The 24,058-nt window shown below is 73.6% G+C and carries 30 protein-coding genes; 12 read left to right on the forward strand and 18 right to left on the reverse strand.

The features are described 5' to 3' along the window. Positions 1-29: 29 nt before the first annotated feature. Together AB0M93_RS17495 and AB0M93_RS17500 are read left to right on the forward strand one after the other, a co-directional pair. Positions 30-1,016 carry an LLM class flavin-dependent oxidoreductase gene (locus AB0M93_RS17495; protein ID WP_364274540.1) on the forward strand — a complete coding sequence of 329 codons (987 nt, stop codon included), beginning with the start codon at positions 30-32 and terminating at the stop codon, positions 1,014-1,016. 217 nt (positions 1,017-1,233) lie between these two features. Beyond that, positions 1,234-1,452, forward strand: a complete 219-nt coding sequence (locus AB0M93_RS17500; RefSeq protein ID WP_364274543.1) for a hypothetical protein — start codon at positions 1,234-1,236, stop codon at positions 1,450-1,452. A 31-nt stretch (positions 1,453-1,483) separates the two neighbouring features. Here AB0M93_RS17500 and AB0M93_RS17505 read toward each other — a convergent pair whose 3' ends face one another. Together AB0M93_RS17505 and AB0M93_RS17510 are read right to left on the reverse strand one after the other, a co-directional pair. Next, positions 1,484-2,140, reverse strand: coding sequence for a maleylpyruvate isomerase N-terminal domain-containing protein (locus AB0M93_RS17505; protein WP_364274546.1), 657 nt, complete (start codon positions 2,138-2,140; stop codon positions 1,484-1,486). Positions 2,141-2,159: 19 nt separating this feature from the next. Next, the gene (locus tag AB0M93_RS17510) at positions 2,160-3,713 is read right to left on the reverse strand and encodes a helix-turn-helix domain-containing protein (RefSeq protein WP_364274549.1); all 1,554 of its coding nucleotides are present in this window, start codon (positions 3,711-3,713) and stop codon (positions 2,160-2,162) included. A 117-nt stretch (positions 3,714-3,830) separates the two neighbouring features. Here AB0M93_RS17510 and pruA point away from each other — a divergent pair, with 117 nt between their 5' ends. Further along, entirely contained in the window at positions 3,831-5,459 is a 1,629-nt protein-coding gene (gene pruA / locus AB0M93_RS17515) for an L-glutamate gamma-semialdehyde dehydrogenase (protein ID WP_364274552.1), read from the forward strand. A 25-nt stretch (positions 5,460-5,484) separates the two neighbouring features. Beyond that, positions 5,485-6,414 carry a proline dehydrogenase family protein gene (locus AB0M93_RS17520; RefSeq protein WP_364274555.1) on the forward strand — a complete coding sequence of 310 codons (930 nt, stop codon included), beginning with the start codon at positions 5,485-5,487 and terminating at the stop codon, positions 6,412-6,414. A gap of 56 nt (positions 6,415-6,470) precedes the next feature. Here the strand turns inward: AB0M93_RS17520 and trxA are convergent, their stop codons facing one another. Continuing rightward, complete coding sequence (gene trxA / locus AB0M93_RS17525) at positions 6,471-6,842, reverse strand: thioredoxin (RefSeq protein WP_354819370.1); 372 nt, start codon at positions 6,840-6,842, stop codon at positions 6,471-6,473. Positions 6,843-6,929: 87 nt separating this feature from the next. On the opposite strand from trxA, the gene AB0M93_RS17530 reads away from it, so the two are divergent. From AB0M93_RS17530 to AB0M93_RS17545, 4 genes are all read left to right on the forward strand, one after another. After that, positions 6,930-7,172 (forward strand): DUF2630 family protein, encoded by a 243-nt coding sequence (locus AB0M93_RS17530; protein ID WP_364274558.1) that lies wholly within the window; start codon positions 6,930-6,932, stop codon positions 7,170-7,172. Positions 7,173-7,306: 134 nt separating this feature from the next. Beyond that, positions 7,307-7,717, forward strand: coding sequence for a YciI family protein (locus AB0M93_RS17535; RefSeq protein ID WP_364274561.1), 411 nt, complete (start codon positions 7,307-7,309; stop codon positions 7,715-7,717). 11 nt (positions 7,718-7,728) lie between these two features. Next, complete coding sequence (locus AB0M93_RS17540) at positions 7,729-8,166, forward strand: VOC family protein (protein ID WP_364275154.1); 438 nt, start codon at positions 7,729-7,731, stop codon at positions 8,164-8,166. 3 nt (positions 8,167-8,169) lie between these two features. Continuing rightward, positions 8,170-9,312, forward strand: a complete 1,143-nt coding sequence (locus AB0M93_RS17545) for a DUF6596 domain-containing protein (protein WP_364274564.1) — start codon at positions 8,170-8,172, stop codon at positions 9,310-9,312. Positions 9,313-9,447: 135 nt separating this feature from the next. Here the strand turns inward: AB0M93_RS17545 and AB0M93_RS17550 are convergent, their stop codons facing one another. The 11 genes from AB0M93_RS17550 to AB0M93_RS17600 form a co-directional block, all read right to left on the reverse strand. Further along, positions 9,448-10,995: an alpha/beta hydrolase gene (locus AB0M93_RS17550; RefSeq protein ID WP_364274567.1), complete on the reverse strand. Its 1,548-nt coding sequence runs from the start codon at positions 10,993-10,995 to the stop codon at positions 9,448-9,450. A gap of 69 nt (positions 10,996-11,064) precedes the next feature. Then, positions 11,065-12,144, reverse strand: coding sequence for an ATP-dependent DNA ligase (locus AB0M93_RS17555; RefSeq protein ID WP_364274570.1), 1,080 nt, complete (start codon positions 12,142-12,144; stop codon positions 11,065-11,067). Between the two features lie 27 nt (positions 12,145-12,171). Next, positions 12,172-12,771, reverse strand: coding sequence for an alkaline shock response membrane anchor protein AmaP (locus tag AB0M93_RS17560; protein ID WP_364274572.1), 600 nt, complete (start codon positions 12,769-12,771; stop codon positions 12,172-12,174). Continuing rightward, positions 12,768-13,304: a DUF6286 domain-containing protein gene (locus AB0M93_RS17565; protein ID WP_364274575.1), complete on the reverse strand. Its 537-nt coding sequence runs from the start codon at positions 13,302-13,304 to the stop codon at positions 12,768-12,770. The genes AB0M93_RS17560 and AB0M93_RS17565 overlap by 4 nt, the downstream gene beginning before the upstream one ends. A gap of 2 nt (positions 13,305-13,306) precedes the next feature. After that, positions 13,307-13,657: an Asp23/Gls24 family envelope stress response protein gene (locus AB0M93_RS17570; protein ID WP_364274578.1), complete on the reverse strand. Its 351-nt coding sequence runs from the start codon at positions 13,655-13,657 to the stop codon at positions 13,307-13,309. Continuing rightward, a complete protein-coding gene (locus tag AB0M93_RS17575) occupies positions 13,654-13,830 on the reverse strand; it encodes a hypothetical protein (protein WP_013224542.1) in 177 nt (58 codons plus the stop codon). The genes AB0M93_RS17570 and AB0M93_RS17575 overlap by 4 nt, the downstream gene beginning before the upstream one ends. A gap of 39 nt (positions 13,831-13,869) precedes the next feature. Then, positions 13,870-14,073, reverse strand: coding sequence for a hypothetical protein (locus AB0M93_RS17580; RefSeq protein WP_364274581.1), 204 nt, complete (start codon positions 14,071-14,073; stop codon positions 13,870-13,872). Further along, positions 14,070-14,507: an Asp23/Gls24 family envelope stress response protein gene (locus tag AB0M93_RS17585; RefSeq protein WP_364274584.1), complete on the reverse strand. Its 438-nt coding sequence runs from the start codon at positions 14,505-14,507 to the stop codon at positions 14,070-14,072. The genes AB0M93_RS17580 and AB0M93_RS17585 overlap by 4 nt, the downstream gene beginning before the upstream one ends. 83 nt (positions 14,508-14,590) lie before the next feature. Further along, positions 14,591-15,010: an Asp23/Gls24 family envelope stress response protein gene (locus AB0M93_RS17590; RefSeq protein WP_364274587.1), complete on the reverse strand. Its 420-nt coding sequence runs from the start codon at positions 15,008-15,010 to the stop codon at positions 14,591-14,593. Beyond that, entirely contained in the window at positions 15,010-15,564 is a 555-nt protein-coding gene (locus AB0M93_RS17595) for a sigma-70 family RNA polymerase sigma factor (protein WP_364274589.1), read from the reverse strand. The genes AB0M93_RS17590 and AB0M93_RS17595 overlap by 1 nt, the downstream gene beginning before the upstream one ends. Continuing rightward, complete coding sequence (locus AB0M93_RS17600; RefSeq protein WP_364274592.1) at positions 15,561-16,301, reverse strand: pyrimidine reductase family protein; 741 nt, start codon at positions 16,299-16,301, stop codon at positions 15,561-15,563. The genes AB0M93_RS17595 and AB0M93_RS17600 overlap by 4 nt, the downstream gene beginning before the upstream one ends. 89 nt (positions 16,302-16,390) lie before the next feature. On the opposite strand from AB0M93_RS17600, the gene zapE reads away from it, so the two are divergent. Then, complete coding sequence (gene zapE, locus AB0M93_RS17605; protein WP_364274595.1) at positions 16,391-17,410, forward strand: cell division protein ZapE; 1,020 nt, start codon at positions 16,391-16,393, stop codon at positions 17,408-17,410. Here the strand turns inward: zapE and AB0M93_RS17610 are convergent. Continuing rightward, entirely contained in the window at positions 17,364-17,978 is a 615-nt protein-coding gene (locus AB0M93_RS17610) for a phosphatase PAP2 family protein (protein WP_364274597.1), read from the reverse strand. The two genes, zapE and AB0M93_RS17610, sit on opposite strands and share 47 nt — an antisense overlap. A gap of 27 nt (positions 17,979-18,005) precedes the next feature. Between AB0M93_RS17610 and AB0M93_RS17615 the strand changes: the two genes are divergently transcribed. Continuing rightward, positions 18,006-18,887: an FAD-dependent oxidoreductase gene (locus AB0M93_RS17615; protein ID WP_364274600.1), complete on the forward strand. Its 882-nt coding sequence runs from the start codon at positions 18,006-18,008 to the stop codon at positions 18,885-18,887. On the opposite strand, the gene AB0M93_RS17620 is transcribed toward AB0M93_RS17615, so the two are convergent. From AB0M93_RS17620 to rocD, 3 genes are all read right to left on the reverse strand, one after another. Next, positions 18,874-20,172, reverse strand: a complete 1,299-nt coding sequence (locus tag AB0M93_RS17620; RefSeq protein WP_364274603.1) for a hypothetical protein — start codon at positions 20,170-20,172, stop codon at positions 18,874-18,876. The two genes, AB0M93_RS17615 and AB0M93_RS17620, sit on opposite strands and share 14 nt — an antisense overlap. Positions 20,173-20,256: 84 nt before the next feature. Continuing rightward, positions 20,257-21,606, reverse strand: a complete 1,350-nt coding sequence (locus AB0M93_RS17625; protein WP_364274605.1) for a DUF2252 domain-containing protein — start codon at positions 21,604-21,606, stop codon at positions 20,257-20,259. A gap of 82 nt (positions 21,607-21,688) precedes the next feature. Continuing rightward, a complete protein-coding gene (gene rocD, locus AB0M93_RS17630; RefSeq protein ID WP_364274608.1) occupies positions 21,689-22,921 on the reverse strand; it encodes an ornithine--oxo-acid transaminase in 1,233 nt (410 codons plus the stop codon). Positions 22,922-23,029: 108 nt separating this feature from the next. Here rocD and AB0M93_RS17635 point away from each other — a divergent pair, with 108 nt between their 5' ends. After that, complete coding sequence (locus AB0M93_RS17635) at positions 23,030-23,185, forward strand: hypothetical protein (protein WP_364274611.1); 156 nt, start codon at positions 23,030-23,032, stop codon at positions 23,183-23,185. 17 nt (positions 23,186-23,202) lie between these two features. Continuing rightward, on the forward strand, positions 23,203-24,054 hold the full coding sequence (locus AB0M93_RS17640; protein ID WP_364274614.1) for a PPK2 family polyphosphate kinase: 852 nt from the start codon (positions 23,203-23,205) through the stop codon (positions 24,052-24,054). Positions 24,055-24,058: the final 4 nt, after the last annotated feature.

Here is a 24,058-nt window from a genome sequence, read left to right on the forward strand (position 1 = left end):
CCCGGCCCACGCGGGGCGTTGCACCCGGCGTGAGGTTCTCCGTGCTCGACCGCTCGCCGGTGCGGCGCGACGGCGGGTCCGCCCGTGCGCTGCGGGACACCGTTGCCTTCGCCGCCGGCATCGAACGGCTGGGTTACCACCGGTTCTGGGTGTCCGAACACCACGGCGTGCCCGGTGTCGCCGGGTCCGCGCCCACCGTGCTGGCCGCCGCCGTCGCCGGGGCGACCGGCCGGATCCGCGTCGGGACCGGGGGCGTCATGCTGCCGAACCACCGGCCGCTGGTCGTGGCCGAGCAATTCGGTGTCCTGGAAGCGCTTCATCCCGGCCGGATCGACATGGGGCTCGGCCGGTCGGTCGGCTTCACCGCCGGCGTCCGCGAAGCGCTGGGGCACGGCAAGGACGCGGCCGACGGCTTCGGGGCACAGGTCCGTGAGCTGCTCGGGTTCTTCGCGGGCGAGCACCCCGGCGTCCACGCCTACCCGGCCGAGGGGCTGCGCGTGCCGCCGTTCCTGCTGGCCACCGGCTCCGGCGCGGACCTCGCCGCCGAACTCGGGCTGCCGCTGGTGATCGCGCCCGTGCGCGGGGAACGCGCGCTGGCCGAAGCCGTGACGCGCTACCGGGACGGCTTCCGGCCGAGCGAGTGGGCGCGGGAGCCGTACGTCGTGGTGTCGATGGCGATCGCGGTGGCGGACTCGGCCGCGGACGCGCGGCGCCTGCTCGTCTCCGAAGCCTGGGCGACGGTCTACTCGCGCTCGCACGGCGTCTTCCCGCCCCTGGACCCGCCCGGCGAGATCCTCGCCCGCTCGATGACCGACCGCGAGCGACGGCGGCTCGACGAGACCCTCGACGGCCAGATCTCGGGCACGCCGGCCGAGGTGGAAGACCGGCTGGGGACGCTCGTCGCGGCCGCGGGAGCCGACGAAGTCCTGGCGACGACGGCCGCCTACGACCAATCCGCCCGTTTCGATTCTTTCGCCGCGCTTGCCGAACTGGCCGGCTTGAACGCGCTCGTGTGAGCCGATTTCCCGATGGCCGGATATCGCGTCGGAGAATTACCGGTCGCACATTTCCGGGCGACGGCGGTACCGTTTCCCGGTGACTGCCGGGTCGGCCTCGAGCCGTGAGCAGACGGGGTACCCGGCTGTGCCGTGACCTCCGGGCGGCCCCGGGGGCCGCCACCTCCCCGCACGCAACCCCCTGATCGGGACGTGCGCGGGAAGGAGGTGAAATCGCATGAGCCCATGGCAGGAGTTCGTCGCGGCCCACGCCGAGGGCGGCGTCCTCGACGGTGTCGTGGCCCGGGTGCTGCCGTTCGGCGCGTTCGTCGAAGTCGCGGACGGCATCCATGGCCTGCTGGTGACCGACGCGGCGCCGGAAGCCGGCACGCGGCTGCGGGTCCGCATCGAGCGGATCGACGTGGAACAGCGCCGGTTCAGCCTGGTGAAGGCGTGAGGTGAGCTCGGGTGAGGCAGGGCGCCCTGCCTCACCCGAGCACGAACGGCAGCCGCGCGGCCAAGCCGCCCAGCTCCGCGGTCTCCGCTTCGGAGGGTGCGCGCCGGCCGGTCGCCACCAGCAGGACGTCGGTGTCGGAGAACGACGCCGGGAACGCCGTCCCCGCGATCCGCTCCAGCAGCACCCGCGTCCGCGCCAGGCCCTCGGCGGGCGGCCCCGCGACCGACGGCAGGTGGGCCACCAGGTCCAGGTGGTGCAGCGTCCACTCCAGCACGTACGCCGAGAGGTAGTCGCCCGCCGTCAGCACCATCTCCTGCGTCGACACCCGCATTCCCGGGTCGGCCAGGTCGGCCGCGCGGCCCGCCGCCGCCCCGACGTCGTCGAGGTGGAACTTCAGCAGCGCCGGGTCCTCGTACGCCGCCGCCAGCCGGACGATCAGGGCGTCCAGCGGGTCGTCGCCCGACGGAGGTGAGTCCGACACCGCCCAGTACGTCACCGCGTCGTGCGTCACCGCCGAGGCAGCCGGGGTCACCAGCGTGATCAGCACGTCCTGGGCGTCGATCACCAGGTGGCACACCAGGTCCCGGACCAGCCACCCCCGGCAACCCGACGGCTGGGCGAAGGCCGAGTCGGGGAGCGAAGCGACCGCGGCGCGCAACGCCGCCCACGTGCGCGAGAAGAGATCCACGAGCGCGAAGCTAACAGGGTCACAGCCGCAGCTGCAGCTGGGTGAGCAGGCGCTGCGCGGGGTCGTCGAAGTCCACTCCGGACACTTCCGCCGCGCGCCGGACGCGGTACCGGACCGTGTTCGGGTGGATGTTCAGCACCCGGGCCGCCGTCCGGACGTCGCCGAACGCGTTCAGCCACGCCAGGACGGCGGGCACCAGGATCCCGCCGTGCTCGGTGTCGTGCTCCACCAGCGCCGTCAGCCGCGGGTCGCGGATGCGCGGCTGCGAGCCCAGGTAGGCCAGCACCTCCGACAACAGCACCTCGGCGCGGACGTCGGCCAGCGAAGCGACGTCGGCCGCCCAGCGCCCGCGCGTCATCGCCGCCAGGACCCGGTCGGCGTCGCCCCGGGACGCGGCCGCGTCCGACAGCCGGGGGACGACGCCGCCGAGGGCCGCCCGGACCGGGACGTCCAGGTGACGGCGGGCGGTGGCGGCGATTTCGCGCGCCAGCGCCAGGACCGCCGCGTCGGAGTGCTCGGGCAGGTCCGGCAGCAGGGCGTAGACGCGGCCGCCGATCACGCTCACCAGCGCGCTGCGCCGGTAGGCCGCGGTGTGGACGGCGATCAGGTGGACCAGCTCGGCCCGCCGGAGCTGCCGGTTGTCCGAGCGCTCCAGCGAAAACGCCAGCACCTGCGCCGGGCGAGCCGGGTCGGCGCCGATGTCGTCGGCGACGGACTCCGCGTCCAGCCGCCCTTCCAGCAGGCTGGCCAGGAGGTCTTCGCGCAACCGCAGCTCAGGGCTCGGCAGCGTGCGGGCGCGGATCAGCTGGGGCGCCAGGGTGCGGCTCGCGCCGAGCAGCGCCGTCTCGGCGCGTTCGGTGAGCGGCTGGGCGCCCTCCTGGACCCAGATCGTGCCGAGCGGCTGCTTGCCCGCGTGGATGCCCGCGGCGATCCGGCGGCGGATGCCGAGCTCAGGCCGCTCGTCGATCCGCACGATCCCTTCACCGGCGCGAAGCCGCTGGTAGACGCCCCATTCGCGCAGCATCGCGAGGTAGCGTTCCGGGCCTTCGCGGCCGAGGATCGACAGCCGCCGCAGCTCGTCGACCTCGTCGCCCGCCCGCGAGTACGCGAGCACGCGGTTGGCCGTGTCCTCGATGCTGACCAGGCCGCCGGTGAGCGTCGCGATGGTCTGGGCCAGGGCGAACAGGTCGCCGAGCACCTCGCCGCTGGCCGCCTCGCCGCCCGCGCGCGCCACTTCGACGACCCCGCGTGCCAGCGCTTCCACCTGCTCCCAGCGCGCTTCGGCGCCGACGGTGAGCAGCGCGACGCCCGCGTCGGCGGCGACATCCGCGCCGGTCGCGCCCTTGACCGCCACCGCGGCCGCGCCGCCGCGCCCGGCCGCCCGGATCGCCGGCGCCGCCGCCCGGCCGCGCGCGCCGATCACCAGCACCAGGTCGCCGGGGGACGCCTCCAGGGGGTCCTCCGGGTCGAGGATGACGACGTCGGTGACGTCGACGCCGAGACCGTGCGGGGCCACGACGACCTCGACGAGCGGCTCGCCGAGGGTCGCCAGGACGTGGCGCAGCGACGTCACGGCGGGGTTATCCGATCGGCCAAGATCATACGAGCGATTTTAGCCGTTCGGACAACCCTCCGGCACGTGTCCGGAGTTACCGTTCGGGGCACCTGGACACAAAGCAAAGGAGCCGCCGTGGACGCCGTGACCCAGACCCCCGCCCCGACGAACGAGCCGGTGCTGACCTACGCGCCGGGCAGCGCCGAGCGCGCCGAGCTCGAGGGTGCGCTGAAGCGGCTGGGCCAGGCGGAACCGGTCGACCTGACCGTCACCATCGGCGGCGAGCAGCGCCCCGGCGGCGGCGAGAAGATCGACGTCGTCCAGCCGCACAACCACAAGCACGTGCTGGGCACCATCCACAGCGCGACCCGGCAGGACGCGACCGACGCCATCGCGGCGGCCGCGAAGGCCGCGCCGGAGTGGCGCGCGCTGTCCTACGACGACCGCGCCGCGATCCTCCTGCGCGCGGCCGACCTGCTCACCGGCAAGTGGCGCGCCACCCTGAACGCCGCCACCATGCTCGGCCAGTCCAAGACCGCGACCCAGGCCGAGATCGACTCCGCCTGCGAGCTCGCCGACTTCTGGCGCTTCAACGTCGAGTTCGGCCGCCGCATCCTGGCCGAGCAGCCGATCAGCTCGCCGGGCGTGTGGAACCGGATGGAGCACCGGCCGCTGGAAGGCTTCGTCTACGCGATCACGCCGTTCAACTTCACCGCGATCGCCGGCAACCTGCCCACCGCGCCCGCGCTGATGGGCAACACCGTGCTGTGGAAGCCGTCGCCGACGCAGTCGTTCGCCGCGCACCTGACCATGCGGCTGCTGGAAGAGGCGGGCATGCCGCCGGGTGTGATCAACCTGCTGCCGGGTGACGGCAAGGCCGTCTCCGAGGTCGCCCTGACCCACCGCGACCTGGCCGGCATCCACTTCACCGGCTCGACCGCGACGTTCCAGCACCTGTGGGGCACCGTCGGCGCGAACATCGCCGGCTACCGCGGCTACCCGCGCCTGGTCGGCGAGACCGGCGGCAAGGACTTCGTGCTCGCGCACGCCTCCGCCGACATCGACGTGCTGCGCACCGCGCTGGTCCGCGGGGCCTTCGAGTACCAGGGCCAGAAGTGCTCCGCCGCTTCGCGCGCGTACATCCCGCGCAGCGTCTGGAACGAGCTCAAGGACGGCCTGGTCGCCGAGACCGAGGCGCTGACCTACGGCGACGTCACCGACCTCTCGCACTTCGGCGGCGCGGTCATCGACCGGCGAGCGTTCACCAAGCACACGGCCCTGTTCGACCGGGTCAAGGGCGACAGCTCGGTGGAGGTCCTCACCGGCGGCACCGCCGACGACAGCGTCGGCTACTTCGTCCAGCCGACGATCCTCGTCTCGGACGACCCGAAGCACGAAATCTTCAGCACCGAGTACTTCGGCCCGATCCTCTCGGTGTTCGTCTACGAGGACGGCGGCTTCGACGACGTCCTGAAGCTGATCGACTCCTCCGCCGCCTACGCGCTGACCGGCGCGGTCATCGCGAACGACCGCACCGCCGTCGCGAAGGCCGCCGAGGCGCTGAAGTTCTCGGCGGGCAACTTCTACGTCAACGACAAGCCGACCGGCGCCGTCGTCGGCCAGCAGCCGTTCGGCGGTGCGCGGGCCTCGGGCACCAACGACAAGGCCGGCTCGATCTTCAACCTGCTCCGCTGGACGAGCCCCCGCTCGGTCAAGGAGACGTTCGTGCCGCCGACCAGCGTGCGTTACCCGCACCAGGGCTGAGCTCCCGCAAGACTGGAGGACCGTCATGCTGCGTGCCCCACTGCTCGCCGCCGCCCGGTCGAAGGGCGTCCGGCGGCTCGTCGAGGCCGTGCCCGCCACGCGATCCGTGGTGCGCCGGTTCGTCGCCGGATCCGAGACCGCCGACGCCGTCCGCGTGGCCGGGGAACTGGCCGCGGACGGCCGCCGGATCACCCTCGACCACCTGGGCGAGGACACCACCGACGCCGCGCAGGCGGCGGCGACCGTCGCGGCCTACGAAGCCGTGCTGTCGGCGCTGGCCGCGGAGGGCCTGGCCGAGGGCGCGGACGTCTCGGTGAAGCTGTCGGCGGTCGGGCAGTTCCTGCCGGCGAACGGCGAGGACGTCGCCCTGGAAAACGCGCGGAAGATCTGCGCGGCGGCCGACGCGGTCGGCGCCACCGTGACGCTCGACATGGAGGACCACACCACCACGGACTCGACGCTCGGCATCCTGCGCGAGCTGCGCGGCGAGTACCCGTGGGTCGGCGCGGTGCTGCAGGCGTACCTGCGGCGCACCGAGCAGGACTGCCGCGAGCTGTCCGGGCCCGGATCGCGGGTGCGGCTGTGCAAGGGCGCGTACGCCGAACCGGAGACCGTCGCGTTCCAGGACAAGGCCGAGGTGGACAAGTCCTACGTCCGCTGCCTGCGCGTCCTGATGGCCGGGCAGGGCTACCCGATGGTGGCCTCGCACGACCCGCGGATGATCGGGATCGCCGCCGCGCTGGCCGAGGAGAACGGCCGCACGGACGACGACCACGAATTCCAGATGCTCTACGGCATCCGGCCGGAGGAGCAGGCGCGGATCGCCGCGTCGGGTGCGCGGATGCGCGTCTACGTGCCCTACGGCGACGAGTGGTACGGCTACTTCATGCGCCGGCTGGCCGAACGCCCGGCGAACCTGGCGTTCTTCCTGCGCGGGCTCGCGACGCGCTCCTGACGACACGCCGAAGGCCGCTCCGGGACTCCCGGGCGGCCTTCGGCGTGTGGTGGTGGTCAGGCCTGTTCGGCCTCGGCTTCGGCGGCCTTGCGCTTGACCTCGTCCATGTCGACGTCGCGGGCCTGCTTGATGAGGTCTTCGAGCGCGGCTTCGGGGAGCGCGCCCGGCTGGGCGTAGATCAGGGTCTTGTCCCGGATGATGGCCAGCGTCGGGATGGAGCGGACGTCGAAGGCGGCGGCGAGCTGCTGCTGCGCTTCGGTGTCGACGCTCGCGAACACGATGTCCTCGTGCTTCTCGGAGGCCTTCTCGTAGACCGGCGCGAACTGGCGGCACGGCCCGCACCAGCTCGCCCAGAAGTCGATCAGGACGAACTCGTTGTCGGTTACCGTCTGGTCGAAGTTCTCGGCGGTCAGCTCAACGGTGCTCATGCCCTGGTCAACGAACCGGGCGCGGCGGGAATTCCCGGGGCCGGGGTAGCGTCTGCACCGAGCGCACCCGGCGACGAGGAGGAACAGATGGCCGACGGCGAGATCCTGGGCCGGATCGACGAGCTGATCGCGGAAGAGCACGAACTGCGGTCGCGCTCGGTCGGCGTGGGGCTCAGCGGCGGCGACCGCGACCGGCTCACCGCGGTCGAGCAGCAGCTCGACCAGTGCTGGGACCTGCTGCGCCAGCGGCGCGCGAAGACGGAGTTCCACGAGAACCCGGACGAGGCCGAGGCCCGCCCGGTCTCCGAGGTGGAGTCCTACCGCCAGTAAGGCCCGTGCGGCCGCTCCTCGCGGGGCGGCCGCCCGGAAAATCTTCCCCGGCGATGTCGAAACGCCCGAACCGGCTCCGTCCCCGGGGTGGAAGCGGCCAGAATGGGCCGTCACACACCCCAGGGAGCACCACGATGGCGAAGTACCTGCTGCTGAAGCACTACCGCGGGGCGCCCGCCCCGGCGAACTGCGACACGACCATCGACCAGTGGACGCCGGAGGAGATCACGGCGCACATCAAGTACATGCAGGACTTCGGGGACAAGCTCGTGGCCACCGGCGAGTTCGTCGAACACCAGGCCCTCGCCCCGGAGGGGACGTTCGTCCGCTACGACGGCGAGGGGCGGCCGCCGGTCACCGACGGCCCGTTCCCCGAGACCAAGGACCTCATCGCCGGCTGGACGGTGATCGACGTCGACAGCTACGAACGCGCCCTCGAGCTGGCCGCGGAGCTGTCGGCCGCGCCCGGCCCGAACGGCGAGCCGATCCACGAGTGGCTCGAGCTGCGCCCGTTCCTGACGGCGCCGCCCACCATCACGGAATGACGGGGGACACCATGGTGCTGCCGCGGCTGGAGCACGTCGGCATCGTCGTCGGGGACCTCGAGGCCGCGAAGGCGTTCTTCGCCGAACTGGGGCTCGAGGTCGAGGGCGAGATGACGGTCGAGGGCCGGGCGGTCGACCGGATCGTCGGGCTGGCCGGCGTCCGGTCGGACGTGGCGATGCTGCGGACGCCGGACGGCCACGGGAAGCTGGAGCTGATCCGGTACCGGGCCCCGGCGGGTCCGGGCGGGGACCCGGAGGCGCCGGCGAACGCGCCCGGCCTGCGGCACATCCTGTTCGAGGTGGCGGACATCGAGCAGGTCCTGGCGCGGCTGCGGCCGCACGGCGGCGAACTCGTCGGCGAGCTGGTGCAGTACGAGGACAGCTTCAAGCTCTGCTACGTCCGCGGGCCCGAAGGGATCATCGTCGAGCTGGCCGAGCGGATCGGCTGAGCCGTGGACGAAGCCCTGCTCCGGAGCCTCACCCCGGGCGTCCTGGGTGTCCTCGTCCGCCGCGGAGCCGACTTCGCGGCGGCCGAGGACGCCGTCCAGGAGGCCCTGGTCGAGGCGCTGCGCGGCTGGCCGGCCGACCAGCCACGGGACCCCAAGGGCTGGCTGGTCACCGTGGCGTGGCGCAAGTTCCTCGACGCGACCCGCGCGGACGCCGCCCGGCGACGGCGCGAGGACGTCGTCGAGGCCGAGGTGGCACCCGGGCCCGCGGCGGGCGTGGACGACACGCTGCAGCTGTACTTCCTGTGCGCGCACCCGTCGCTGACGCCGTCCTCGGCGGTCGCGCTCACGCTGCGGGCCGTCGGCGGGCTGACCACCCGGCAGATTGCGCAGGCGTACCTGGTGCCGGAGGCGACCATGGCGCAGCGCATCAGCCGCGCCAAGCGGACCGTGTCGGGGGTGCGGCTCGACCAGCCCGGCGACGTCGCCACCGTGCTGCGCGTGCTCTACCTGGTGTTCAACGAGGGCTACTCCGGGGACGTCGACCTCGCGGCCGAGGCCATCCGGCTGACCCGGCAGCTGGCGGCGGCCATCGACCACCCCGAGGTGGCGGGGCTGCTGGCGCTGATGCTGCTGCACCACGCCCGGCGCGCCGCCCGGACGACGGCGGACGGCAGCCTGGTCCCGCTGGCCGAGCAGGACCGCTCCCGCTGGGACACCGCGCTGATCGCCGAGGGCGTGGCGATCCTGCAGCGGGCGCTGTCCCGCGACCGGCTGGGCGAGTTCCAGGCCCAGGCGGCCATCGCGGCCCTGCACGCCGACGCCCAGGACGCCGCCGAGACCGACTGGGTGCAGATCGTCGAGTGGTACGACGAGCTGGTACGCCTCACCGGCAGCCCGGTCGTGCGGCTCAACCGCGCGGTCGCCGTCGGCGAAGCGGACGGCCCGCGCGCCGGCCTCGCGGCCCTCGCGGAGCTGGACACGTCGTTGCCCCGCTACACGGCGGTGTCGGCGTACCTCCACGAACGCGACGGCGACCTGCCGGCAGCGGCGAAGCTGTACGCCGAGGCGGCCCGGAAGGCGTCCAGCCTCGCCGAAGCCGACCACCTGACCCGCCAGGCCGCCCGCCTCAACACCCACCAGAGCTGACCGGCGTGCGTGGACAGCCGACACGCGTGATCCGGAAGCCGACACGCGTGATTGGCAGGTCGACACGGCGCTGGTCCCGTGTCGACCCTTCAATCACGCGAGATGACCCTTCAATCACGCGTGCTGACTCGGGGGTCACGCGGGGCAGAGGGTGCCGTCGGCCGGGATTTTGCCGTCGACCAGGAACGCGCGGGCCGCGTCGGTGATGCAGGGGGAGGCGCCGAGGGCGCCGTGGCCCGCGCCCTGCCAGGTGATCGTCACCGCGGACGGCATCTGGTCGGCCGCGCGGGTGCTGCCGACCTGCGGGGTCACCGGGTCGGTCGCGGTCGCCGCGACCAGGATCGGCGGGACGCCCGGTGCGCCCGGGGCCGGCAGCGGCTCGGTCCGCACCGGCCACGGGCCGCACCAGGCCAGCTGCTGGGCGACGACCGTGCCGAACTGCGGGTACTTCGCGCGCATCCCGGCGGCGACCTGCTCGAGCTGGTCGGCCGACAGGCGCGTCTGGCTGTCGTTGCAGCGGGTCGCGATCGTGGCGTCGATCCGCGACGGCTGCGCGCGCGTGTCGTCCAGCACCGGCGAGACGAACGCGGCGAGGGGTTCGATGTTCCCGGTGCGGGCCGCGGTGAGCGCGTCGGCCAGCTCCGGCCACCGCGAACGCTGCGTGAGTCCCGAGTAGACGGCGAACATCGCGACGCCCGGGCCGAACGGGACGTCGTCGGCCGTCACCGCCGGGGTGCGCCGCAGCTGGTCGGTGAGCGCGGTCAGTGCCGCTTTCGGGTCGCCCAGTGCGCAGTGCCGCGCCGCGCAGTCCGCGGCGAAGGCGTCCAATGTGGACTGGGCGCCGGCGGCGACGGCGTCGAGCACCGCGGCCGTGTCGGCGCCCGGGTCGGGCACGCCGTCGAGGACCATGCGGCCGACCTGGGCGGGGAAGCGGACGGCGTACTCGGCCAGCACCTTCGAGCCGTCGCCGTGGCCGAGCGCGTCGAGCCGGTCCATGCCCAGCTGCTTGCGCAGCTCGTCGAGGTCGCCCGCGGCGCGCCAGCTGTCCAGCGCGGTCTGGGTGTCGTCCAGCTCGATGGCGCACTGCTGGCCGGCCTTGCGGGCCGCGTCCAGCACGTCGGCGAGGCCGCCCTGGGCCGGGTCGGCGTCGATGAGGTCGTGCCGGATGTCGGGGGGAACGCACTGCGCGGCGCCGGAGAGCCCGGTGCCGCGCCGGTCCAGGCCGATCAGCGAGAACTTCTCCAGGAACGCCGGCGGCAGCGTCGCGGCCAGCCGCGCCGCGTAGACGCTGCCCGGCTCGCCGTCGACGTCGTTGACCACGACCAGCGGCACCGGCCCGCTGCCGGCCTTCAGCGCCAGCAACCGCACCACCGACCGCCGCGGCTCGCCGGGCGCGTCGAGCGGCGCGGTGACGCGGGCGCAGGTGAAGTGCAGGCTGTCCGGCACGGCGGGGGTGCCGATGCGCTGGCGCGTGTCGTCGTCGCAGTCGGCCCACTTCAGCGACGGCGACTGCGGCTCGCCCAGCGGCGGCAGCGGCACCCCGGGCGTGCGGGTGGGCGTGCTGCCGGTCGTCTTCCCGTCGTTCTCGACCAGCGCCGGCCGCACCGACGGCCCCGCGGCGCAGCCCGCGGCGGAAGCCAGGGCGAGCAGCGCGACCAGGAGACGGGTACGGCGGCGGCGCACGGGCGGGTCCTCACGTCTCATCGATCAAGGGGCAGGGCCGAGCTTCGCACGGCCGGTGTGGGACGCGGGTTAGCGGGTCCGCACGACCTGGCCGCGGAAGACGGCGTCGAGGTCGTAGCGGGCCGGCTCGTCGAGCTGGCCGTAGTCGCACGACGCGGGTTCGCGGTCGGGCCGCCACCGCACGAACCGCGCGTTGTGCCGGAACCGCGACGGCATCCCGCCTTCGGTGTTCTCGTAGGCGACCTCGACGACGCGCTCGGGCCGCAGCGGCACCCATTCGTGTTCGGTGGCGCGCCAGCGGGTGATGCCGCCGGGGATGCGCTGCGCCTCGCCGGTGGCCCGGCCGCCCCAGGGGTGGTCCTCGCCGTCGGTGACCAGCGGCGCCAGCTCTTCGGCCAGCTCGCGGCGGCGGTCCTTGGGGAACGACCCGACGGTGCCGACGTGGTGCAGCACGCCCTTTTCGTCGTGCAGGCCGAGCAGGAAGGAGCCGACGAGTTCGCCCGGGCCGCCGTCGACGTGCCACCGCAGGCCGGCGAGCACGCAGTCGGCGGTGCGCAGGTGCTTGTACTTGAGCATCGCGCGCTTGCCGGGCGTGTACGGCTCGTCCAGGGGCTTGCCGATGACGCCGTCGAGCCCGGCGCCCTCGAACAGCTCGAACCAGTGCCGCGCGGTGTCCGGGTCGGTGGTGGCCGGGGTGAGCGGGAAGCGGTCGCCGGCCAGGTCGGTGAGGCGTTCCCGGCGCACCGACGTCGGCTCGTCGAGCAGCAGGTCGTCGCCGAGGGCGAGGACGTCGAAGGCGACGAACTCGGCGGGCTGCTCGGCGGCCAGCAGCGTGATCCGGCTTTCGGCGGGGTGGATGCGTTCGGTGAGCGCATCGAAGTCGAGCCGCCCGTTCTTGGCGACGACGAGTTCGCCGTCGAGCACCACCCGCGGCGGCAGGATGTCCAGCAGCCGCGCGACGGCCTCGGGGAAGTACCGGTTGAGCGGTTTTTCCGCGCGCGACTGCAGGTACAGCTCGTCGCCGTCGCGGAAGACGATGCAGCGGAAGCCGTCCCACTTCGGTTCGAACAGCAGGCCACCGGAGTCCGGGATGGCCTTGGCGGGCTTGGCGAGCATCGGCTTCAGCGGCGGCTGCAGCGGTAGGGGCATGCCCCGCATTCTGCGGAAAACCCCGGCTCAGCGCACGCGTTTGGCCGGGCTCGTGTCGAGTTCCAGGCGGACCGCGGCGGGCAGCGACGCCAGGCCGAGCGATTCGCGGGCCCTGGTCAGCACCTGCGCGCCGAGGTCCGCCCAGACGCCCTTGAGGTCGGTGCCTTCGTGCAGCCACAGCGTGATGCGCAACGCCGGAGAAGTGCGCGAGCCCACCGCGCGGACCCGGGCCCGGCTGACGCCGCCGAGGCGTTCCGCGTCGGCCTGGACCGCGCCGGCGATCGCGGCGGCCGTGACCACCAGTTCCGCGCCTTCCGTGCGGTCGAGGTCCAGGTCCGGGCGGGGTTCCGGGCGCAGCGAGCGCACCGCCCACCGCAGCCCCGCGACGAACAGCAGCACGCCGAGCACGATCGCGGCGATCCGCGCCGGGGTCGCGTGCTCGCCGAGCCAGCCGGCCGCGAGCGGGTCCAGCAGCGGGCGGCGGCCGCGGAACTCGCCGAGCCAGCCGAAGCCGACCACCAGCGCCAGTGCCCCGCCGAGGAAGGCCAGCAACCCGACCAGGAACGTCAGCGTGCGTTCGCCGGTGTAGGAACGGGAGAGCGCCTTCGCGGCGACCGAGCGGCTCATCGGCGGTCCTTCGGCGAGTCGACGACGACCGAGACCTTCGGCCGCCGCACCAGCGGGACCTCGTCGAGCAGGGCCGACACCGTGGCCAGCAGCCGCGGCCGCAGCTCGCCTTCGCTCTCGAGGGTGCTCTTCGCGCGGACGCGGATGCGGCGGGCGCTCGCCGTGACCGACGCTCCGGCCACGTTGTCCTGCGCGCGCACGGTGAGCCCGACCAGCCGGGCCAGCGAGCGCGGTGACGTCGAGACGCTCACGTCATCGGCCGGGTCGGTCAGCCGCACCGCGCGGTTGCCCGCGGCGAGCGCGCAGCCGATGAGCACCAAGCCCGCGGCGGCGACCACCCCGGCGCCGACCCGGACCGCGTAGGCGTCCCAGCCCAGTGACGCGAGCCCGGCCTGCCACCGCGGCCACGGCACCAGCAGCGGCGGCGAGCCCGGGCGCCACCAGTGCCAGCCGACCTCCAGGGCCAGCAGCGCCCCGGCCGCGGCGAAGGCCAGGCCCAGCAGGGTGGCGAGGATGCGGACGAACGGGCGCACGGCTACCGCACCCTCGGCGGCGCGTCCGGCAGCAGCGCGGACACCGTCACGGCCAGCGTCCGGACGCGGTAGCCGGTGGTCAGCTCGACCTCTTCGGTCACCTTCTCGCGCACGTCGCCGACGACCGCGCGGATCGCCGCCGGGTAGCGCAGGGCGAGGTCGAGCGCGAGGTCGACGTCGTTGTCGTGCCCGCCGACCTTCGCCTTCGCGCCCTTGCGGCCCTCCCGCGCGGTGCCGGGCACGCCGTCCGCGGCGTGCTGGGCGACCTTGCGGACCACGGCGTGCCCGATGGTGAGGGTGCCGCGCTCGCCGGGGTCGGCGAGCTCCCGCGGCACGTCCAGGGCGGGGCTCACTTGTCGCGGCCCTTGCCGAAGAGCTCGCCGAGGTCGAGTTCGCCGTCGAGGACCCGGCCGGCGACCAGCCCGATGATCCCGACGGCCAGTGTCACCAGGAACGCGGTGAAGCCCTGCGTCGCGGCCAGGCCGAGGATGAGGCCGGCCAGGAGCCCGGTCTGCGTTGCGTTCACGTGTCCTCCTTGGACTGGAACTGGGACTGGGACGGAAAGTCACCGCACGCGGGGCGGACGGCGGTGGAAGCGGGTGAGCAGCGCCGCCAAGCCGCGACGGCGGGCCACGAACCTCACCGGGGCGTCGTAACGGGACTCGCGGAACCGCGCGAGCCCGGCCACGAACTCCGCCGGGTCGCCGCCGGCGTCCGGGTGGTTCGTGCGGACGAACGCCCGGAAGGCCGCCCGGTGCGGCCGGGTCATTCCACGCGCGCCGGTTCGGCTTCTTCCTCGCCCGGCAGGAAGATGTCGTTGACCGCGATGTTCACTTCGATCACCTCGAGGCCGGTGATCTGCTCGACCGCGGTGATCACGTTGCGCCGCACCGCGCGGGCGACGTCGGTGATGCGCGCGCCGTACTCCACCACGACGTCGAGGTCGATCGCCGTCTGCTTCTCGCCGACCTCCACCGACACGCCGGTCGTGGTGACCGTGCCGGAGCCGGGGATCCGTTCGCGCAGCGCGCCGAGCGCGCGCGACACCCCGCCGCCGCCGAGCGCGTGCACGCCGGCGATCTCGCGGGCGGCCAGGCCGGCGACCTTCTGCACCACCAGCGACGAGATGGTGGTGCGGCCGGCGGCGCCCTCCTCGTTGAGCGGCGTGACCGTGCCGGGGCTCTCGGTCCGTTCCGGGTGCATGGGTGCGGGCTCCTCTCGCGGCGGGCTTCCGCCCATACGATGCCCGGGCGGGCACCACCCTCACGCAATGTCGCCCGATCGGGCTAACTTCCCTCCGGGTGGACGTCCACGACGTGCACGTTCACCGCCGTGGCGGTCCCGAGCTGCCGGGCCAGTTCGGCGGTGACGTCCCGCCGCAGCGCTTCGGCGGCCTCGTCGGCGACGACGCCGAACCGGACCGACACCAGCACCTCCACGACGTCGTCCTCGACCGCGACGGCCGAGACCCGCACGCCGTCCGGGGCCCGGTCCGCGGCGATCGTGGCGGCCAGCCGGGTGACGACGCCTTCGGTGACGCGCAGGCGGCCCGCCTCGCCGGGCACGTCGACCGCGGTGCGACGGCCGCGCGAGACCGCCCGCAGCACGCGTTCGACCAGGCCGGGCGGGGTCGGCACCCGGCGCCGGGCCGCGGCGCGCACGGCGTCCCAGCGGGGATCGGACTCGGGATCTTCGGTCTCGGCCATCACCGCTCCCTCAACTCGGCGAGCAGCGCCACCCTGGCCCGGTGCAGCCGGGAACGCAAGGCACCCACGTTCACGTCGAGCACTTCGGCGACCTCTTCGTAGCTCAGCCCCTCCAGCTCGCGCAGCACGAGCGGCACGCGCTGGGACACCTCCAGCCGGCCGACCGCGCGCAGCACGGCGTCGACCTCTTCGGCCCGCACGACCCGGCCTTCCGGGCCGGGCACCGCCGCGGCCAGCAGCGCGTTGTCCACTGTGGACTGCGGCGCGGGGTCGTCGAGCGAGACCGTCGGCTTGCGGCGGCGCAGCACGGCGAGCGCGCTGTTGGTGACGACCCGGTAGAGCCAGGTCGACACCGCCGACTCCTGCCGGAACCCGGCCAGCGACCGCCACGCGGCGAGCCACGCCTCCTGCACGACGTCCTCGGCCTCGGCCGCGCTGCCGGTGATCCGCAGCGCGACCCGGTACATCCGGGGCGTGTGCTGCCGCACCAGCGAGCCGAACGCCGTTTCGTCGCCGCCCGCGGCCCGGGCGAGGAGCTCGGCGTCGTCGCTCACCCGGCGTCCCGGCGGTAGCGCAGGAGCGTGAAGCCGTCCTCGACCAGGACCGAGGCCAGCGCGAGCCGGCGCGGGACGTCGGGTGCGGCGCCCGCGGCGATCCGGCCGGCGGTCCCGGCCACCAGCAGCGGTGCGACGGTCAGACACAGCTGGTCGACGAGGTCGGCGGCGACGAGCCGGGCGAACAGGCCGGGGCCGCCTTCGCAGTCGACCCGGCGCAGGCCGCGGGCGGCGAGCAGCGCGAGGGCGCGGGGCAGGTCGACGTCCTCGCCGCCCGCACGCAGGATTTCGGCGCCGGCGGCTTCGAGGGCGCGCGTGTCGGCGGTGTCCGTGGTGACCACGATCGGGGCGACGGCGGTTTCGGTGAACAGCCGGGACGCCGGGTCCAGGTCCGCGGTGCGCGTCACGACGGCGATCGGCGGGACGGTGGTGAACCCGAGCCGGCGTCTGCGCTCCAGGCGTTTCGGGCCCGCGACGACGCCGCGGTAGTTCTCGGCGCGGGCGGTCCCGGCGCCGACCAGGATCACGTCGGCGAGCTCGCGGCCGAGCAGGAAGACCTTCCGGTCGGCGGCGTGCGAGAGGCCCGCGGACGTCGTGTCGATCTCGACGGCGCCGTCGGCGGACGCGACGAAGTTCACCTGCACCCAGGGACGGTCCAGGTTCTCCGGGTAGGCGTAGATCTCTTCGAGGTCCGAACCGGTCAGTTCGCCCGTCCGATCGGGCCACACACTCTGCACCCGGTCATCCCAGCACGGACGTGAAGCACGTCTCTACCGGGGCATATGCCCGCTCACCGGCACCTGCGGCGCCGATAGGCTCTGCGACCATGCCCGCGCACCTGATCGGCCGCCGTCCCGAGCTGTCCGCCGACGAGCTGATCGGCGCGCTGGTGCCGCCGCCGCGGTTCGACGCCGTCCGGTTCGAGACCTACCTCCCGAACCCCGAGGAGCCCAGCCAGGCCGCCGCGGTCGAGGAGTGCTCGGCATTCGCGGGCAAGGTGGCCGCGCGCAAGGAGAAGAAGCGCTTCAAGCTGTTCGGCGGGTCCCCGGAGCCGGCCGGCCCGATGGGGCTCTACCTCGACGGCGGGTTCGGCGTCGGCAAGACCCACCTGCTCGCCTCGACGTGGCACGCGGCGCCCTCGCCCAAGGCGTACGGCACGTTCGTCGAGCTGACCCACCTGGTCGGCGCGCTGGGCTTCGCCGAGGCCGTGCGGCGGCTGTCGGAGCACCGGATCCTGGCCATCGACGAGTTCGAGCTCGACGACCCGGGCGACACCACGCTGGTCACCCGGTTGCTGCAGGAGCTGATGGACGCCGGGGTGTTCGTCGCGGCGACGTCGAACACGCTGCCCGAGAAGCTGGGGGAGGGCCGGTTCGCCGCCGAGGACTTCCTGCGCGAGATCCAGACGCTGTCGGCCCGCTTCGGCGTGGTGCGCGTCGACGGCCCGGACTACCGTCACCGCGGCCTGCCGGACGCCCCGCCGCCGGTTTCCGCCGACGAGCTGGCGTCGTCGGCCGAGGCCCACGAGGGGTCCACAGTGGACGATTTCGACGCGCTGTGCGCCCACCTCGCCGAGCTGCACCCGTCCCGCTACGGACGGCTGCTCGACGGCGTCACCCGCGTGCACCTGCGCGGCGTCCACCCGGCGCCGGACCAGAACGTGGCGCTGCGGCTGGTCGCCTTCGCCGACCGGCTCTACGACCGCGCCATCCCCCTGGTCGTCTCCGGCGAGCCGCTGCCGTCGCTGTTCACCGAGGAGATGGTGAACGGCGGCTACCGCAAGAAGTACCTGCGCGCGGTCAGCCGGCTGACGGCGCTGGCTCGGGACGCCGCGCCGGCCAGCTGAACAGCACGACCGCGACGGCCCACAGCGTCCCGCCGGCGACGTCGGTGAGGTAGTGGTAGCCGAGGCCGACGAGCCCGGCCGTCGCGGCGAGCAGCGCCACCGCCGCCAGCACCACCACGACCACCCGGCGCGTGACCAGCACGAGCACGGTCAGCACCGCGACCAGGCTCACCGTGTGGCCGCTCGGGTAGACGAGGGTGCCGTTCTTCCACCGGTCGTACAGCGGTTTCAGCAGCCACGTCGTCAGCAGGATGGCCAGCACCGGCACGGCGAGCGCGAGCGCGGCCTCCGGCCGCCGTCCGGCGCGCAGGCACAGGCCGGCCGCGAGCAGGCCCAGCGCGATCACGACGTACGGCTCGGTCGGGAACACCAGCGCCCGCAGCACGCCGGGGCTCAGGTGCGCGACGGCCGCGGCGGCGGCGTCGTCGACCGCGCCGGGTGTGCTCCCGCCGGCGAACGGCAGGCCCAGCAGCAGCGCGAACAAACCGCAGACCGCGGCGATCGACCTCACCCGCGCGAGGGTAGCCGGGCCCCCGCGGCCCACCGGACGCCGCCGGTGCGTCACCATGCGAGGGGCCGACCTTGGGAGGAGCGGATGCGGGTCACAGTCGCCGGTGCCGGGATGGCCGGGCTGACCAGCGCGTACCGGCTGGCAGAGGCGGGGCACGAGGTGACGGTCGTGGCGGCGGCCCCGCCGGCCGAGTCGACATCGGCGGTGGCAGGCGGGGTCGTGTACCCGCCGGGGCACCGCCTCGACGAGCGCGTGGTCCGGTGGACCGCGGCCAGCCTCGCGGTGTTCCGCGGACAGGACGCCCCGGGTCTCCGCTTCCGCCGCGGCCGGGTCCTGCTGGCGCCGGGGGCACCCGACCCGCAGTGGCTCCCGGCGGTCGGCGCGGCCCGCGACGGCGACCGCGTGGAGTTCACGACGGCGGTGGTCGACACGCCGGTGTACCTGAGCTGGCTGCTGGCCGGGGTGCGCGCGCTGGGCGTGCGCGTCGAGTATCGGACCTTGACGTCGTTTTCGGGTCTCGACGCGGATGTGGTGGTCAACGCGGCGGGTCTCGGCGCAGGCCCCTTGGCGGGCGACGGCTCGATGGTCCCGGTCGGCGGCCAGGTGGTGCACGTGGCCGACCCGGGCCTGGCGGAGTTCGTGGTCGACGAGACCGGCCCGGGCGTGACGTACGTGATCCCGCACGGCACCCACGCGGTGTGCGGCGGCACGGAGGAGCCGGGCCGCGGCGACACCGACCCGAACCCCGGCGTGACGGCGGACATCCTGCGCCGCTGCCGCGAACTGGAGCCGCGGCTGGCGGGAGCGAAGGTGCTGCGGTCACTGGTGGGGCTGCGCCCGTTCCGGCGCGAGGTGCGGCTGGAGCGGACGGGCGACGTGGTGCACTGCTACGGCCACGGGGGCGCGGGGATCACGCTGGCCTGGGGCTGCGCGGCGGACGTCGCCGCGCTGGTCACGGCTGGATGAGCTCGGTGATGCCGCGGGCCCGGAGGTAGGCCGCGTCCGAAGCGCGGCTCTGCAGCACGAACGCCACCCGCTTGCCTTCGGCCGCCAGCTCGAAGAACCGGTCGTTGCCCGCCGTCGGGACCAGGTCCGGGACCACGATCGCCGTCGTCCTGGGGGCCGGCTGCGGTGGGGTCCGGTCGAACTCCGCCACCAGCGCCTTCAGCGCCTGGCCGGCCGGCTTCAGCCGGCGGTCGTTCGTGTACAGGCCCAGGTCGTACTCCAGGGGGTTCAGGTTCGGCACCAGCGCCGGGTTCACGTCGTGCGAGCACCACCACGTGAAACCCAGCGTGTGGGCGCAGGAAGCCGCGTTGCGGATCGAGCGGGACAGCCACTCGCCGTACTGCGGGCGGGTCGCGTCGCTGAAGTGGATCGACGGTGCCGCGCCGTCCTCCTGGATCCACACCCGGCGCGCCGGGTCCGTCGCGTAGGCCTGGGCGACCTGGATCAGCCGCTCCGCGTTGTGCGTGGCGAACGCGGCGAGCGGGTCCGTCTTCAGCGTGCCGAAGAACGACGTCCACGGGTGGATCGCCACCACGTTGCCCGCGTCCGCCAGCCCGGCGCGGGTGAAGTAGGTGCCGTTGTCCCACGGCGCTCGGTCGCAGCCCACCGTGTGCGCCTTGCCGGGGGCCACTTCCTCGGCGGTGGCGCACAGCGTGCGGGCCCACGCGTCCGCCTGCGCCGGGGTGACGGACAGACCGGCGTAGGAGGCCCAGTAGTAGTACGGCTCGTTCGACAGGTCGAAGCCGAGGAACCGCGGGTGCCGGCCGATCCGCTCGGCGAGGGCGGCCAGCAGCGCGCGCTGGGCGTCGAGGGCCGCCGGGTCGGTGAACCAGTTGACCGGCTCCGGTGTCGTCTGCAGCCAGTTCGGCGTCCAGTAGCGGGCCGAGATGTGGCCGTTGAACACCGTCACTTCGACGTCCAGCCCGGCCGCGCCGGCGAGGTCGAGGAACCGGTGCAGGCGGTCGAGCTTCTCGCCGCTCACCAGGTGCGGTTCGGGCTGGAAGGCCGGCCACAGCAGCATGATCCGGATGTGGTCGAGCCCCAGCTCGGCGATGTCGCGCAGGTCGCGGCGCAGGTCGTCCTCGCGCCAGTCCTCCCACATGTGGAACCAGCGCGTCGACGGCGTGTAGTTGACGCCCAGCCGGAACGCCCGGCGCCGGGGAGCCGCGAGCGCGGGCGCCGCCGTGGCCGCCAGGGCCGTCGCGACCGCGCCCGTGAGCACCGACCGCCGCTTGAGATCCGCCACGCCGCCTCCTCCGCCGTCACCCGTTCACGAACGTCTAGCACGGCAGGGAAGTTGTTCTCCAGCGTTGACCGGCTTCCTGTCCGGTCAGCTACGGGAGAAGGCGGCGTGGTCGGCCTCCGTCCGGTCCGCATACCGCACGGCGTACGCGCCCATCACCTCGTCGAGCTCGGAGTCGTCGGCGAAGTAGCCCGAGAGCAGCTTCGGGTGCAGCGATCGCGTGTGGGCGCGGGCGAGCAGCGCCCCGGCCAGCCGGCCGTAGTCGTCGAGGTGGTCTTTTTCCAGTGCCGCCGGGTCGATGTCGCCCTTGAGGTTGCGGAACTGCCGGACGATGAACGGGACACCGTCGATCGTGGTCCAGCCGAGGAGGATGTCCGTCTCGGCCTGCACCAGCCGGGCGCCGTCGACGATGCGCTGCCCTTCGTGCGCCGCCGCGGGCAGGTCCAGGTACGGCGCCAGCGCGGGCCGCTGCGCCTGTTTCACCTGCAGCACCAGGTCTTCGTCGTCGTTGCCGTGCAGGAGGGCGACGTAGCTGCGCAGGCCGACGCTGCCCGTGCCGACGACCCGGAAGGCGACGTCGGCGAGCCGGTACCGCGCGATCAGCGTGCGCCGCGACTCACGCAGGGTGTCCACATAGGACACCAGGCCGGCGGCGACGGCCGCCGCGGTCCGCTCGTCGACGTGGGTCAGCACGGGCGGGTCTTCGACGAACCGGTGCCGGGCCAGGCCGGTTTCGTGGTCGTCGACGCGTTCGGTCCACTTCGCGGACACCTTCGCGCTGTCGTTCTTGCGGGCCTTCTCGGCGGCGTTGGCGAAGTCGTCGATCAGCTCGCCGGCCCGCGCCTTCGACAGCACCGACGAATCCGGCAGCGCGTTCCAGCTCCGCAGGAACGGCAGCTCGGCCAGCGCGCGGATGGTCCGGCGGTAGGACTTCACGGCGTCTTCGGCGGCCTCGCGGCAGCCGGCTTCGCCGATGCCGCCTTCACGGCCGGCGAGCACGAGGCTGGCGGCGAGCCGCTTGAGGTCCCACTCCCACGGGCCGGGCACGGTCTCGTCGAAGTCGTTGATGTCCATCACGATGCCGCCTTCGGGCGTGCCGTAGAGCCCGAAGTTCGCCGCGTGGGCATCACCGCATAGCTGGGCGGTCAGCCCGGAGGCCGGCGTGCCGGCGAGGTCGGCCCCCATCAGCCCGGCGGCGCCGCGGAAGAAGGTGAAGGGGGAGGCGAGCATCCGTGCCCGCCGGAGCTCGGCCAGTTCCGGCAGCCGCCCGGCGTTGCTGGCTTCGAAGTACTGCTGCGGCGACGGCCGGTCTTTCGCTGCGGCCTTGTGGTCGTGTGCGGTTACGGGTGTTTTCTCCCGGAGCCGCTTTCCCTGCTCGTACAGCTCGGCCGGTGTCACGCATTCGGTGCCCACCAGCGGGCGTTCCCCTGATCCCATACCGGGCACAACGTCCGAAGGGGACATTGTGCTCCCGGACGCCGCCGGGGCGGGAGGCTCACCCGGCGGCGTCCGGGTGGTTTCAGGGGCGGATCACCTCGGTGATCGCGTCGATGCCGCGGTCCAGTTCCTCGCGGGTGATCACCAGGGGCGGAGCCACGCGCAGCGTGCGCTCGTGCGTCTCCTTGCACAGCACGCCCCGTGCGGACAGCGCCACCGATGCCTCGCGGCCGGAGGGACCGCCGGGGGCGATGTCGATGCCCGCCCACAGGCCGCGGCCGCGGACCTCCGACAGCCCGCTGCCGATCAGCGCGTTCAGGCGGGCGTGCAGGTGGGCGCCCAGTTCCGTCGACCGCTGCTGGAACTCGCCGGTCGCCAGCAGCTTGACGACCGCCCGCCCGACCGCGCAGGCCAGGGGGTTGCCGCCGAAGGTCGAGCCGTGCTCGCCCGGCTTCAGCACGCCCAGCACGTCCCGGCGGCCGGCCACCGCGGACACCGGCAGGATGCCGCCGCCGAGGGCCTTGCCGAGGGTGTAGACGTCGGCGCGGACGCCCTCGTGGTCCAGCGCCAGCACCGTGCCGGTGCGGGCCAGCCCCGACTGGATCTCGTCGGCGATCAGCAGCACGCCGTGCTCGTCGCACGCGGCGCGGACGTCGGCGAAGTAGCCCTCCGGCGGCACGACGACGCCGGCCTCGCCCTGCACCGGCTCCAGCAGCACCGCGGCGGTGCGGGGGGTGATCGCGTCGCGCAACGCGGCCGCGTCGCCGTACTTCACCGTGACGAAGCCCGGCGTGAACGGGCCGAAGTCGGCGCGGGCGGTCTCGTCGGTGGAGAACGACACGATCGTGGTGGTCCGGCCGTGGAAGTTCGACCCGGCGACGATGATCTCGGCCGTGCCGTCCGGCACGCCCTTGACCCGGTGCGCCCACTTGCGGGCGATCTTGACCGCGGACTCGACGGCTTCGGCGCCGGAGTTCATCGGCAGCACCAGCTCGGTGCCGGTCAGCTCGGCCAGCTCGCGGCAGAACAGGCCGAGCTGGTCGTGGTGGAACGCCCGCGACGTCAGCGTGACGCGCCCGAGCTGGGCCACGGCGGCGGCGATCAGGTCCGGGTGGCGGTGGCCGAAGTTCAGGGCCGAATAGCCGGAGAGGAAGTCGAGGTAGGACTTGCCCTCGACATCGGTCACCGAGGCACCGGAGGCTTCGGCGATCACGACGGGCAGCGGGTGGTAGTTGTGCGTGCTCCACCGCTCGTCGAGCTCGATGAAGCTCGCGGCGGTGGGGGCGGCGGTCTCCCGGCCGGCGAACGTCGTCATGTGTTCAGGTTAGAGGCAGAACACGCAGAGTTCAGCCGGGAATCGTTGCTTTCACCCGTTGTTCGTTGCGCAATATCGTGTTCACACCCCCGAAACAATGCGTGGTCGTTGACGGCCTTCGACAGCTGGTGGCCGCGGCAGCACGACATCGGCTTCGGCGACCTCGCCGAAGCCGTCCTCGAGCCGAAGCCGGCCGGGCGCTGGTGCGAGCGGACCGTGGACGGTGCCCTCCTGGACCTCTTCGCCGCGAAAGCCGCCGCTTGACCGGGTAGTTTCGCTGGATGGCCAAGAAGGACGACGGAAGCCGGGTCCGGGACGCGCTGCGCGTCGGCGGTGAGCTGCCCGACCCGGGCTCGGCCCCGGTCGGGCCCAGCAAGAAAGCCAAGGCCCTCGCCGGGCTCGACAGCGCGGGGAAGCGGCTGTCGGCGCTGCAGGAGGCGCTGTTCGCCGAGGGCGTCGGCGGCAGCCCGCGCCGGGTGCTGCTCGTGCTGCAGGGCATGGACACCTCCGGGAAGGGCGGCACGGTCTCGCACGTGCTCGGCCTGGTCAACCCGATGGGCGTCCGGTACGCGGCGTTCAAGAAGCCGACCGCGGCCGAGCAGCGTCACGAATACCTGTGGCGGATCCGCAAGCAGCTGCCCGCGCCCGGGCAGATCGGCGTCTTCGACCGCTCGCACTACGAGGACATCCTGGTCCCGCAGGTGTCCGGGCTGCTCACCGCGGCCGAACGGCAGCGCCGCTACGCCGAGCTCAACGCGTTCGAGCAGGAGCTGGCCGACGCCGGGACCACCGTCCTCAAGGTGTTCCTGCACATCTCGCCGGAGGAGCAGCTCAAGCGGCTGAAGGCCCGGCTCGTCACGCCCGAGAAGCGCTGGAAGTACAACCCCGGCGACCTCGAGGCGCGTTCGCACTGGCCGGCCTACCAGGACGCCTACGCCGGCATCTTCGAGAAGACCTCCACCGAGCGGGCGCCCTGGTACGCGGTGCCCGCCGACCACAAGTGGTACCGCAACTGGGCCGTCGCCGAGCTGCTGATCGAGACCCTCGCCGACCTGCGGCCTCGGTTCCCCGAGCCGGACTACGACGTCGACGCCGAGCTGGCCAAGCTGAAGGGCGTTGGCGCCCCGGCGTGATCGT

The sequence above is a fragment of the Amycolatopsis sp. NPDC051102 genome (assembly GCF_040682815.1).
Classification (GTDB): Bacteria; Actinomycetota; Actinomycetes; order Mycobacteriales; family Pseudonocardiaceae; genus Amycolatopsis.